The sequence below is a fragment of the Candidatus Accumulibacter sp. ACC003 genome, assembly GCF_907163085.1.
Taxonomy (GTDB): Bacteria; Pseudomonadota; Gammaproteobacteria; order Burkholderiales; family Rhodocyclaceae; genus Accumulibacter.
In genome coordinates, this window is sequence record NZ_CAJQTX010000004.1 from 195,136 (window position 1) to 208,098 (window position 12,963).

Genomic DNA, 12,963 nt, shown 5'->3' on the forward strand with positions numbered 1-12,963 from the left:
AGAAACAGCCATGTTCTTGACGATCGTCTTGCTGCTCATCGGGCTCTGCCTGGCGGGAATTGCCGTGCTGGTCAGCGTTCGGCCGTGGCGGCGCGAACTGATCAGTCGCCGCATTTTCGCCACCTACAAGCGAATTCTGCCGCAGATGTCTGATACCGAGCGTGAAGCGCTCGAGGCCGGCACGGTGTGGTGGGACGGCGAACTGTTCCGCGGCAACCCCGACTGGAGCAAGCTGTTGGCGTATCCGGTCCCCAAATTGAGCGCCGAAGAGCAGTCTTTCATGGACCACGAGGTCGAACACGCGTGTGCGCTGGTTGACGACTGGCAGGTCACCAGCGAATTGTACGATCTACCACCCGAGGCCTGGCGCTACATCAAGGACAAGGGTTTTCTCGGGATGATCATTCCGAAGCGCTACGGCGGGCTGGAGTTCTCCGCTTTCGCGCATTCGCAGGTGGTCACCAAGCTGTCGACGCGTTGCTCGGCGCTGTCGGTATCGGTGATGGTTCCGAACTCGCTCGGCCCCGCCGAACTGTTGTTGCACTATGGTACCGAGGCGCAGAAAGAGCATTACCTGCCGCGCCTGGCCAGGGGCATCGAGGTGCCGGCCTTCGCGCTGACCAGTCCGTGGGCAGGTTCCGATGCCGGTTCGATACCCGACGTCGGGATCGTCTGCAAAGGGATTTGGCACGGTAAGGAAGTTGTCGGCATGCGGGTGACCTGGGACAAGCGCTACATCACGCTCGGCCCGGTGTGCACCATCCTCGGTCTGGCTTTTCACATGTACGACCCGGACGGCCTGCTCGGCAGCAAGAAGCATCTTGGCATCACCTGCGCGCTGGTGCCGCGCGACACGCCTGGCGCCGACATCGGTCGCCGGCACGTGCCGCTGAACGCGATGTTCATGAATGGTCCGACCCGCGGCCAGGACGTATTCATGCCTTTGGACTACGTGATCGGCGGTCCGGCGATGGTCGGTCAGGGCTGGCGGATGCTGATGGAGTGTCTGGCGGCGGGTCGCTCGATCTCGCTGCCCTCGTCGAATGCCGGCATGGCGCAATTGACCGCACGCACCGTTGGTGGCTACGCGCGCGTGCGCAGCCAGTTCAAGATGGCGATCGGGCGCTTCGAAGGAGTCGAGGAACCGCTGACACGGATCGGCGCCTACACCTACATGATGAACGCCGTACGCACGATGACTGCCGGTGCCATCGATCTCGGCGAAAAGCCATCGGTGGTTTCGGCGATCGCCAAATACCACGTCACCGAGCTTGCCCGGCAGGTGGTCAATGACGGCATGGACATCGTCGGCGGCAAGGGGATTTGCCTTGGCCCGTCGAATTTCATCGGCCGCGCCTATCAGCAGCTACCGATCGGCATTACCGTCGAAGGAGCCAACATCTTGACGCGCAGCATGATCCTCTTCGGGCAGGGCGCCATTCGCTGCCATCCGTACGTGTTGAAGGAAATGCAATCGGCCTACGATGCCGACGCCGAACGCGGCCTTAATGATTTCGACGAGGCCTTTTTTGGGCACGCGGCTTACACCATCAAGCACGGTTTCGGTGCCTTCGCCAAGGGGCTCACCGGTTCGCATTTCGTCTCGGCACCCGACAACGTGGCGCCTGAAACGCGGCGTTACTATCAGCAACTGACGCGCTTTTCGTCGGCTTTCGCTTTCCTCGCCGACATTTCCATGCTGACGCTGGGTGGCGAACTGAAACGTCGCGAAAAGCTCTCGGCGCGCCTGGGCGACATCCTGTCGATGCTCTATCTGTGCTCGGCGACGCTCAAGCGTTACGAGTCGGAAGGGCGTCAGCAGGCCGATGCGCCGCTGATGCACTGGGCGATGTGGGATACCATGTACAAGGCGCAGATGGCTTTCGACGGCGTCATCGCCAATTTCCCGGTGCGCTGGATCGGGCGTCTGCTCTACCGAATCGTTTTCCCACTCGGCCACCCTTACGACGTTCCCTCGGACCGCATCGGCCATCAGGTCGCCAAGCTGCTGATCGAGCCGTCGGCTGCGCGTGACCGTTTGACTGCCGAAACCTACCTGCCAAAAGTCGCCAGCGAGGCCGTCGGTGCGGTCGAACTGGCGCTGCTGGCGACGATCGCCGCCGAGCCGATCGAAGCCAGGCTTCGCGCGGCGGAGAAAAGTGGTGCGCTTGCCGATAATCCGCAAGCCAACGTCCGCCTATCCTCTAGCCACTGCACTTTACGCGGCTTTCATCGCCTGCCAGTGATCGTCTCACCGTCCGGCCGATTACCGCGGTGCCGCCCCAAGCGGCGGTAATGAGTTGCTGCTGTACTCTCATTATCGTTTCGACAGATTTTCCCCTACCTACCTGGGGCGCGCACACGCAACAAGCGCTGGTCTCCACAAAGCGAGGCCGCGTAGATTCGCCCGCCTGGCAAGCGAGCCCAGGGACCGGCCATCGCTCGGGTTCCCGTTTGCCAGCCCATTGCCCCCGGGTGGGCTGCACTAGGGAGTCAACTTTATTCCCATCATATACCTAGAGAATGTGTACATGTAAAGGATACTTCAAGTGGTATTCCCAACCTGTTCGTACTTCGTCTTACTTTTGGTCAGCCAAGGAGCTATCCGCCCCGTTTCCGAGAGCGGACTTCTTTGCGGTGTCCGCCTGGTCGCGGTCTTCCTTGACCTGACTAAGTTGATTATCTTGGTTGTCTGGCGCTGTTACAGGTGCTTATGGCGCCTGCTCTTGTTCGCGGCTAGGATCACCCATGTTCCGGGCGTGCAGTCAACTGGTGGCTTGCGGGCAAGTTGTGCTTCATGCGCTGTCGCCATGCGCCCGCTCGCATGTTACTCGTAGTCGTATGGTGCGGACTGGTTGCTCACAGGACCATCGCCAGAACGCTATCAGCCGTCGTCCCTTTTTGCCGAGGAGCTGCGTCGCGTTGCAACTTGCATGCTGGGTTCCACCCGGTTTTAAATTTCGGCTTGCTGAAAGGGCTGACCGATCCGAATATCGGGCTGCTGATGGGGCAGACCGCTGAAAACATCGCCTGGCGCTTCGGCATTACGCGGCACGACATGGATCAGTTCAGCGTCGCTAGCCACCAGCGTGCCGTCGCCGCGCGTGCTGGCGGCCGGCTCGACGAGATCGTGCCGCTGGTCGATGCGCAGGGCAAGGTCTATGGCCAAGACGACGGCGTGCGCGCCGATTCGAGCGTCGCCGGGCTGAGCAAGCTGAAACCTTTTTTCGACCGCCGCTACGGTCGCGTGACGCCGGGCAACAGCTCGCAGATCAGCGACGGTGCGGCCTGGCTGATCCTGGCTTCCGAGGCGGCAGTCGAGAGATGGCAGCTACAAGCTCTGGGCAAGATCACCGATAGCCAGTGGGCCGGCCTCGACCCGGCGCAGATGGGCCTTGGCCCGGTGCACGCGGCGACGCCGATACTCCTGCGCCATGGGCTCGGGCTCGACGATATCGACCTCTGGGAGATCAACGAGGCCTTCGCTGCGCAGGTCCTTGGCTGCCTCGCGGCCTGGGAGTCGGACGCCTACTGCCGTGAACAGCTGGCTCTGCCGGCCGCGCTGGGTGTCCTGCCGCGGGCGCGTCTCAACGTCGACGGCGGCGCGGTGGCCGTCGGTCACCCGGTCGGTGCGTCGGGCGCGCGCATCGTTCTACACCTGCTGCACGCCTTGCGCGCCGCCAACGCCAGGCGCGGTATGGCGACGATCTGCATCGGCGGCGGCCAGGGCGGCGCGATGCTGCTTGAAACGATCGACCGATGACGGACACAGGAGAAAAACACATGCACAGCGATGCCACCAGCTACGAGCATTGGCAGGTCGAAGTCGACGCCGCGGGCCTGGTCTGGGTGACGCTCGACAAAGCCGGCGAATCGACCAACTCGCTGTCGAGCGCCGTGCTGAGCGAACTGTCGTTGCTGCTCGACGGCTTCGACCGCAGTCCGCCACGCGGACTGATCTTCCGTTCCGGGAAGTCGGCCGGATTCATTGCCGGCGCCGATATTCAGGAGTTCACCAGGCTCGATACGCCGGCCAAAGGCGTCGAGCTGGTCAGGCGTGGCTGGGATCTTTTCAATCGCCTGGCCAGTGTCACGTATCCGACGTTGGCGCTGGTCCGAGGTCATTGCCTGGGTGGTGGTCTCGAGCTGGCGCTGGCGTGTCGCTACCTGCTGGCCGTCGACGAGCCGGCGACGCGGATGGGCCTACCGGAAGTGATGCTCGGAATCGTTCCCGGCTGGGGCGGCATGTTGCGCCTGCCGCAACGGATCGGCGCACAGGCGGCGCTGGACATGATGCTCACCGGCAAGAGCGTCGACGCCAAGCGCGCCAAACGCCTGGGACTGGCTGACGACTGCGTACCGCTGCGCGTGATGGACAACGCCGCCGCCATGCTGCTGCTCGCCGACCAGGCGCGTCGGACGCTGTCGCCGCTGCAGCGCCTGCTCAACGGACCCTTGCGCGGTCTGGCGGCGCGGGCGGCGAGAAAGCAGGTCGCCAAGCGCGCGCGCGTCGAGCATTATCCGGCACCCTACGCGATCATCGACATCTGGGAAAAGCACCACGGTAACGCGCTGGCCGCACCGGCGCTGATCGACAGCATCGTGCGTTCGCCAACGGCTCGCAATCTGGTGCGCGTTTTCTTCATGCAGGAGCGCCTCAAGGGTTTCGGCAAGGGCAGTACTTACCAGGCGCAACGCGTTCACGTCGTCGGCGCCGGCGTCATGGGCGGCGACATCGCCGCCTGGTGCGCGCTGCGTGGGCTGACGGTCACCCTGCAGGATCAAGGGGTCGAATGCATCGCACCGGCGCTGCAGCGCGCCTATGCGACCTTTCGGCAGCGGATCAAGGAACCGCTCGAACTGCGCAACGCCATGGACCGCCTGATTCCGGACCCCGAAGGGCACGGCGCCAGGAGCGCCGACGTGGTCATCGAGGCGATCTTCGAGAACCTCGAGGCCAAGCGCGCGCTCCTCCAGCAGCTCGACGCGCTGATCAGGCCCGACGCGGTGTTGGCGACCAATACCTCGAGCCTCAGGATTGAGGATTTGCACGGCGTGCTGGCCAATTCGGCGCGCCTGGTCGGCATTCACTTCTTCAACCCGGTGGCCCGCATGCCGCTGGTCGAAGTGGTCGCCGCGGCCGGCGCCGATCCCGAGATGCTGCAGCGCGCCACGGCCTTCGTCAAACAGATCGACCGTCTGCCGCTGCCGGTGAACAGCGCGCCGGGTTTCCTGGTCAATGCCGTTCTCGGGCCCTACATGCTGGCCGCCATGCGGGCCGTCGACGAGGGGTTGGCGCCGGCGACCATCGACGCAGCGATGCTGGCCTTCGGCATGCCGATGGGGCCGATCGAGCTGGTGGACATGGTCGGGCTCGACGTGGCGATGGCCGCTGGCCGGAGCCTCGCCGGCGACGACGGCGAGCCGCCGAGCTGTCTGCGCGAACGCTTTGCTGCCGGGCAGCTCGGCAAGAAGACGGGCCAGGGCTTATACGCCTACCGCCAGGGCAAGGCGATCAAGGGCAAGGCTGGCGCGGTGCCGGCCGGGCTTGCCGAGCGCCTGCTCGAGCCGCTCCTCGAACGCACGCAGCAACTGGTCAGCGACGGCGTCGTCGCCGACGCCGACCTGGCCGACGCTGGCGTTATTTTCGGCACCGGTTTCGCACCATTTACCGGCGGGCCGCTCAATTATCTACGCAATCGGCACGCCTGACGCCATGCCCGACAAGTACCCCGTCCTTCCGTCGGCGTGATGCCGGCTGACGCGAAACGCCAGCCGACGCCGCCGATTGCCATAAAAGTCACCGAGGCGGCGCTCAGCGATGTTGCAATAAACCAACACGGTGATGAAAAGTTGTCGCCAAACGCCCGTTAACTGAAGATTTTTTTTGACACTGAGCCTTAGCATGCGGCTGTAAACCATTACTAGGGTGTGGCCAAAGAACCACACCCAGCTCACATCCACGGGGGAGTCCAAAATGTCACAGCAGATTTCAATGAAGTTGCTCCCGGCGCTCTTGCTGGTGGCGTTTTCGGGTACTGCCGGCGCGTCCGGTTTTCAGTTGCTGGAGCAGGGCAGTGGTCTGGGCAACGCCTACGCCGGTTCGGCGGCCAAGGCCAGCGACGCCAGCACGATCTTCTGGAATCCGGCCGGCATGACGCAGCTGCAGGCGCGCGAGGTTTCCGGTGGCCTGACGGCCGTGCGGCCGAGCTTCAAGTTCGATGATCAGGGTTCCCAGACCGGCGTCTTCAGCGCTGGTGGGCCGGCCCTGGCGGGTAACGGTGGCGATGCCGGCAGCTGGGCGTTTATCCCCAATGGCTATGTCTCGTGGGCCTTGAACAAGGATTTGTACGTGGGGCTGGGAATCGGCGGACCGTTTGGTTTGGCGACCAAGTACGACAAGCCTTGGAAGGGCAGTGCTCAGTCGGATGAATTCGACATCGAGACAATCAACATCAACCCGTCGATCGCCTATCGGGTCAACGAAAAGGTTTCGCTGGGTGCTGGCGTCAGCTGGCAGAAGATCAAGGCCGATTACTATCGGCAAGCGGCAGATGCTTCTCAAGGGGGTCTTGCCCTACCTGCGGTGCAGTCTCATATGAGCATTGATGACGATGCCTGGGGCTGGAACATTGGTGCCTTGTTTACCCTGTCGCCGGCGACCAAGGTCGGCCTGTCATACCGCTCGGCAATCCAGTATCACACCGATGGCAAGATCACGCTGAGCGGCGATACGGCGGCGGGCAACGCAGCCGCCGCTGTCCTGAGTTCCCCAGCCTTTGGTCGTGCAAGCGACGTGAAGGCAGACCTCAAGGTGCCCGACACCTTCGTTCTGAGCGTGACGCAACAGTTGAGTGATCGCTGGGAGATGCTCGGCGACGTGTCGTGGACCGGCTGGAGTTCGATCCAGAATGTGAACATCATCCGGACTTCTGGAGTGCTCAACGGTCAGCCTGCCGAGATCCTTCCGGCGGATTTCCAGGACACCTGGCGCGTTGCACTGGGCGCCAACTACAAGTACACGGATAGCATCAAGTTCATGTTCGGGATAGCCTACGATCAGACGCCCGTGAAGAACGCGACAGCTCGGCTGACTTCTCTTCCAGATAACGATCGCACGTGGTTCACGGTTGGTACGCAGTGGAAGCCAGCAAAGGAGCAGACTGTCGAACTTGGCGCTGCCTACCTGTATATCCCGACTACCAATATCAACCATTCGACAACTGCAGGCGGCACCGTAATCGGCAACTACGACTCCAGCGTCTGGATTCTCGGAGCGCAGTACTCGCTGGCCTTCTGATCGCCTCCTGGCCCTCGAAAAAGCTCCGTCGCCCGGGGCTTTTTTTTCGCCCCGAATTGGCCAGGGGCGTGCCTCGGCAGGCTTGATTTCCCGGCGCTTGCTTGACGAAGACGATCGGCAAGGTATAATTCAAACGTTCGTTTTAACTCTGCGCCAGTGCCACAGGGGTGCTCCCGGCGGGCGTGAACGACTCAACCCAGACCAAGGAGGATAGCTTGAGCAACTTCATCGTACGCAAGGCCGCGGTACTCGGCGCGGGTGTGATGGGCGCGCAGATTGCCGCGCATCTCGCCAATGCCGAAGTGCCGGTGCTGCTTTTCGACCTGCCAGCCCGGGAAGGCGACGCCAACGCGATCGTCAACCGCGCCATCGAAGGACTCCGCAAGCTCGAACCGTCGCCGCTGGCCAGCAAGGATCGTATCGCCTACATCGACGCGGCCAATTACGCGCAGCACCTCGAGCAACTGCGCGACTGTGACCTGATCATCGAGGCGATCGCCGAGAAGACCGAGTGGAAAGACGATCTGTATCGCCAGATCGCCCCCTTCGTGTCGCCCGACGCGATCATCGCCTCGAACACCTCGGGCCTGTCGATCAACCGGCTGTCGGAAGGTTTGCCCGAGGCCTTGCGTTCGCGCTTCTGTGGCATTCACTTCTTCAATCCGCCGCGCTACATGCACCTGGTCGAGCTGATCGCGACGCGCCGTAGCGATCCCGAGCTGCTCGATAATCTCGAATCGTGGCTGGTTTCGCGTCTCGGTAAGGGCATCGTTCGCGCGCTCGACACGCCGAACTTTGTCGCCAATCGCGTCGGCGTTTTCTCGATGCTGGCGGTGATCCATCATACGCAGCGGCTGGGACTCGGTTTCGACCTCGTCGATGCGCTGACCGGTCCGATCATCGGCCGCCCGAAGAGCGCCACCTACCGAACCGCCGACGTCGTCGGTCTCGATACCCTGGCGCACGTCATCAAGACCATGCAGGACACCCTGCCCGACGACCCCTGGCATGGCCATTACGCCGTTCCGGAATGGCTGGCGGCCTTGATCGCCAAGGGTGCGCTCGGCCAGAAGACGCGCTGCGGCATCTTCCGCAAGGACGGACGCGCGATCAAGGTCCTCGACCTCGCCGCGCAGGACTATCGTGAGAGCGCTGCCGAGATTGATCCGGCGGTGCTGGCGATCCTCAAGAATCGCGATCCGGCCGAGAAGTTCGCGCAGCTGCGCGCCAGCGAGCATCCGCAGGCGCTCTTCCTGTGGTCGATCTTCCGCGACATCTTTCATTACGCGGCCTTTCACCTTGCCGGCATCGCCGACAATGCCCGCGATGTCGACCTGGCGATGCGCTGGGGTTTCGGCTGGACGCAGGGTCCGTTCGAGAGCTGGCAGGCGGCTGGCTGGTCGGCGATCGCCGCAGCGGTCAAGGCCGACGTCGAGGCCGGCCGGGCGATGAGCACGGCGGCGTTGCCGGCGTGGGTCTTCGGCCAGGTCGCACAGAACGGCGTGCATACGCCGCAGGGATCGTACTCGGCAAGCGCCGACGCGTATCGACCGCGCTCGAGCTTACCGGTCTATCGCCGTCAGATTTTCCCCGAGCGGGTGTTGAGCGAACGCGCGGTCGCCGGCTCGACGGTGTGGGAAAACGAAGGCGTGCGCCTATGGACGCTGCCCGAGCTTGACGACGGCGTCGCCATCGTCAGCGTCAAGACCAGGAACCATACGCTCGGGCGGCAGGTGATCGTCGGCCTGCAGGAAGCCGTAGCGCGTGCCGAGGCTGATTTCAGCGCCTTGGTGCTGTGGCACGAAGCACCGTTCGCCTTCGGTGCGAACCTCAAGGAAGTCACCGAGGCGATCGCCGCTGGCGAGTTCGATTTGCTGGAGAAGTTCGTTGGCGAGTTCCAGAACGCGTCGATGGCGCTGAAATACGCCAAGGTGCCGGTGATCGCCGCCGTACAGGGCCTGGCGCTGGGCGGCGGCTGCGAGTTCCTGATGCACGCCGCCAAGCGGGTGATCCTGCTCGAGAGTTACATCGGCCTGGTCGAAGCCGGTGTCGGTCTGATCCCGGCTGGCGGTGGCTGCAAGGAGTTCGCGATCCGCGCCGCGCACTACGCGGCGAAGGCCGCCGGCAACGATCCCTTCGAGTTCATCCAGCCGGTGTTCATGACCATCGCCATGGCAACGGTCTCGAAGAGCGGCGCGCAGGCCCGCGAACTCGGCTTCGCGCTTGACTCGGACAAGATCGTCTTCAACGCCAACGAACTGCTCTACGTCGCGCTGCGCGAGGCGCGCGGACTCGCCGACGCCGGCTACTACCCGCGCCTGTCGCCGCGCCGGGTCAAGGTCGCCGGCCGCAGCGGCATCGCCAACTGCGAAATGATCCTGGCCAACATGAAAGAGGGCGGCATGATTTCGGCACACGACTACGCGGTCGCCAAAGCCGCCGCCACCGCGCTCTGCGGCGGCGACGTCGAGACCGGCTCGCTGGTCGACGAGCAGTGGCTGTTGAGCGTCGAGCGGCAGCTTTTCGTCGAGCTGCTGAAGAACGAGAAGACGCAGCAGCGCATCCGGCACACGCTGGAAACCGGCAAGCCGCTACGTAACTAAGCAACTGCGCGAGCAAGGAGAAGAGAACATGAGCAAACAGATTCAGGAGGCCTACATCGTCGCCGCGACGCGGCTGCCGGTCGGCCGTCGCAAGGGCATGCTGGGGAACGTTCGTCCCGACGACATGCTGGCGCACGCCATCGCCTCGGTGGTCGCGCAGGTGCCGGCGATCGATCCGGCGCTGGTCGAGGACGTGATCGTCGGCTGCGCGATGCCCGAAGCCGAGCAGGGGATGAACGTCGCGCGCATCGGCCTGCTGCTCGCCGGCCTGCCGAACACCGTTGCCGGCGTCACCGTCAACCGCTTCTGCGCCTCCGGCTTGCAGGCGGTGGCGATGGCGGCCGATCGCATTCGCCTCGGCGAAGCCGAGGTAATGATCGCCGCCGGCACCGAAACGATGTCGCTGATGAACCAGATCACGGGCAACAAGATCGCCCTCAACCCGGCGATCTTCGCCAGGGACGAGAACTACTCGATCGCTTTCGGCATGGGACTGACCGCCGAGAAGGTCGCCGCGCAATGGCAGGTTTCGCGCCAAGACCAGGACGCTTTCGCCGTCGCCTCACACCAGAAAGCGTGTGCGGCGATCGCCGCCGGGAATTTCAAGGCCGAGATTTCGCCGTACGCGGTCAGCTTGCGGCTGCCCGATCTGCAGAGCGGCGAAGTGACCGTCAAGCACTATTTGGCCGAGAACGACGAGGGGCCGCGCTCGGACAGCAGCGTTGAGCGCCTCGCCCGCCTGCGGCCGGCTTTCGCCGCGCGTGGCTCGGTGACCGCCGGTAACAGCTCGCAGATGTCCGACGGCGCGGCGGCGGTAATGGTCGTTTCGGAAAAGATCCTCAAGGAGTTCAATCTGCAGCCGCTGGCGCGCTTTGCCGGTTTTGCGGTGGCAGGCGTTGCTCCCGAGATCATGGGTATCGGCCCGGTTGAAGCGATACCCCGGGTTCTCAAGCTGGCCGGGGTGCGCCAGCAAGACGTGGACTGGTTCGAGCTCAACGAGGCTTTCGCCGCACAGGCGCTGGCCGTGATCCGTACGCTCGACCTTGATCCCGCCAAGGTCAATCCGCTCGGCGGCGCGATCGCTCTCGGCCACCCGCTCGGCGCCACTGGCGCGGTCAGAACGGCGACGCTGGTGCACGCGCTGCAGCGTACCCGCCAACGCTATGGCATGGTGACGATGTGCATCGGTACCGGGATGGGCGCCGCTGGCCTGTTCGAAGCGGTTCTATAGCGAAGCGAGATCGCCCCGCCGGACGCCAGTCTGCGCGGGGTTTTTCATTGATCGCCGCTGACCGTGCCGGTGCGCAAGGCTGGCCGACTTTTCCCTTGACCGGGTCTGCTCCTGGTGCGGGCGGCGTCGCCTGTGGCGTCATCGTTCAGCAACGGATTGAACAGCCGCTTCTCGCCAGCTGCCGGACATGGCGACGGATCGGCCGCAGTCGCCGATGCGGCCGCCTGGCGGTCTCGGCTCAGCAAGCGGGCCAAGCCGCCGACGCTCGGCGGCAAGCGCCAAGGCGATCGAGCGGGCGCCTGCGCAAGATGAGTGTTGAGGCCGCTGAAGTGTCTGGCATAATGGCCGGCAAACACGGTCACCGGGGCGGGCAATGGATCTTGAGCTACTGGGCGGTCTGGGCTGGCGCGAAGTACTGATCGCCGTCATTGCGCTGCTCGTCGGCTACATAGTCGTCATCTTCCTGCGGATGCGGCGGCTGCAGCGCGAACTGCGCGGCGCGGCACTGCCGCCGCTGGCCGCGCAGTCGGCACTGGCCGCTTATAGTGGCATCCAGCAGTCTGCCACCGAGGTCGCCGCCGTGCCAGCTGTTGCCGTCGCCGAGTCGCCGGCCGCGGCGAACGCCGTTGTCGACGAGCCCGTCGCGCTCGCCGAATCGCCCGTGCCGGTTGATTCCGGGGCGGCCGATTTCCCCTGGAATGAGCCGCCGCCGGAGATTCCTGGACAGGCCCTGATCGATATGCTGCAGGTGGATGTCGATCAGTTGCGCTGCGAGATCGAGCAACTACGCGACGATCTGCACCGCGCTCGCGAAGACTTTCGCCAGCAGCTGGCGCAGTTTTCGGGATCGCCACAAGCCGCTTCACCGCTCTACAACGATGCCATGCAGATGGCGGCCCAGGGGCAGGACGCGAGCACCATCGCGCAGCACTGCGGTATCGCGCGCGCCGAGGCCGACCTGGTGGTGGCGCTGGCACGGAATCGCAACGATGGCCCTTGACACCAAGGCGCGGGCGATGGCGACGCGACCCGCTGGCAAAGGCAAGGAGGCGGCCAGCGCCGTCGCGGCCCAGCCGCTGGCACCGGCGCCAGCGGCGGCGCAGGCCAAGCTCAAGCGCTCGCTGCTCTGGCGAATGGCTCTCGCCGGCCTGATGATCCTGGCGCTTCTCGGCGCCCTGGCGCTGTTCGATTACGCCAACGCGCCCGATGACGAGCTCGCCACCAGGCCGCAGTTCCCCGAGCCGGTACCGGTCAGGAAGCCGGTGCTGCCGGTGACCGTCGTCGATGCACCTGCCGATCCACCTGCCGATGCGCCTGCCGATGCGCCTGCCGATGCGCCTGCCGATGCGCCTGCCGAGGCGGCGACCGATGCCGCCGCCGCGACGCCGCTACCGACGCCGTCGCCTACCGAGACCGTGCCGGCAGCGGCGGCTGTACGGCGCAAGGCGACGCCCGGCAAGGAAGACCCGCGCAGCGAACCGCCGCCACGTCCGGAGTTTGCCGCGCAGCCGGCGTTGCCGCCGCCCGCCAGGCGGCCGAATGCGCCGGCTGCGGCGGCCGCCGCCAGCCAGTCGGTCGGCGGCTCAGCGTTGGCGGTGCCGCCCCTGACGTCGGGTTATGTCTTCCCGTCCGGGATGTTTGCCGACCTGCGTCGGGCCGAGGAGTGGCAGGCGATGCTGGCCGAAGAAGGCATTCCGTCGACCATCGAAGCACGCTTGCAGATCGGCCCGTTCAAGAGTCGTGCCGACGCTGAGGCGGCGCGCCGGAAACTGAACAAGCTGGGTCTTGAGACGCTCAAGGGTGTGCACAAGGTCGGCAAACCCTAGGAC

7 protein-coding genes and 1 pseudogene are annotated in these 12,963 nt (G+C 64.6%); all 8 read left to right on the forward strand.

Annotated features, from left to right (window positions below):
* The first annotated feature begins 10 nt into the window (after positions 1–10).
* The 8 genes and pseudogenes from QZ656_RS07865 (at position 11) to QZ656_RS07900 (ending at position 12,960) form a co-directional block, all read left to right on the forward strand.
* Positions 11–2,296, forward strand: a complete 2,286-nt coding sequence (locus QZ656_RS07865; protein ID WP_291992881.1) for an acyl-CoA dehydrogenase — start codon at positions 11–13, stop codon at positions 2,294–2,296.
* A gap of 651 nt (positions 2,297–2,947) precedes the next feature.
* Positions 2,948–3,763, forward strand: a pseudogene (locus QZ656_RS07870) (acetyl-CoA C-acyltransferase); the annotation flags it as partial.
* Between the two features lie 20 nt (positions 3,764–3,783).
* Positions 3,784–5,712, forward strand: a complete 1,929-nt coding sequence (locus QZ656_RS07875; protein ID WP_291992882.1) for a 3-hydroxyacyl-CoA dehydrogenase NAD-binding domain-containing protein — start codon at positions 3,784–3,786, stop codon at positions 5,710–5,712.
* A gap of 310 nt (positions 5,713–6,022) precedes the next feature.
* The gene (locus tag QZ656_RS07880; protein WP_291993215.1) at positions 6,023–7,300 is read left to right on the forward strand and encodes an outer membrane protein transport protein; all 1,278 of its coding nucleotides are present in this window, start codon (positions 6,023–6,025) and stop codon (positions 7,298–7,300) included.
* A 215-nt stretch (positions 7,301–7,515) separates the two neighbouring features.
* Entirely contained in the window at positions 7,516–9,903 is a 2,388-nt protein-coding gene (locus QZ656_RS07885; RefSeq protein WP_291992883.1) for a 3-hydroxyacyl-CoA dehydrogenase/enoyl-CoA hydratase family protein, read from the forward strand.
* Between the two features lie 28 nt (positions 9,904–9,931).
* Positions 9,932–11,134: an acetyl-CoA C-acyltransferase gene (locus QZ656_RS07890; protein ID WP_291992884.1), complete on the forward strand. Its 1,203-nt coding sequence runs from the start codon at positions 9,932–9,934 to the stop codon at positions 11,132–11,134.
* Between the two features lie 373 nt (positions 11,135–11,507).
* A complete protein-coding gene (locus QZ656_RS07895) occupies positions 11,508–12,134 on the forward strand; it encodes a DUF2802 domain-containing protein (protein WP_291992885.1) in 627 nt (208 codons plus the stop codon).
* Entirely contained in the window at positions 12,124–12,960 is an 837-nt protein-coding gene (locus QZ656_RS07900) for an SPOR domain-containing protein (RefSeq protein ID WP_291992886.1), read from the forward strand. Before QZ656_RS07895 ends, QZ656_RS07900 begins: the two co-directional genes overlap by 11 nt.
* Positions 12,961–12,963 lie beyond the last annotated feature (3 nt).

What these genes read in the sequence shown, in the direction of transcription:
- QZ656_RS07895 (WP_291992885.1), top strand. Translation starts at nt 11,508, where the DNA reads ATGGATCTTGAGCTACTGGGCGGTCTGGGCTGGCGCGAAGTACTGATC.
- QZ656_RS07875 (WP_291992882.1), top strand. Translation starts at nt 3,784, where the DNA reads ATGCACAGCGATGCCACCAGCTACGAGCATTGGCAGGTCGAAGTCGAC.
- QZ656_RS07890 (WP_291992884.1), top strand. Translation starts at nt 9,932, where the DNA reads ATGAGCAAACAGATTCAGGAGGCCTACATCGTCGCCGCGACGCGGCTG.
- QZ656_RS07900 (WP_291992886.1), top strand. Translation starts at nt 12,124, where the DNA reads ATGGCCCTTGACACCAAGGCGCGGGCGATGGCGACGCGACCCGCTGGC.
- QZ656_RS07865 (WP_291992881.1), top strand. Translation starts at nt 11, where the DNA reads ATGTTCTTGACGATCGTCTTGCTGCTCATCGGGCTCTGCCTGGCGGGA.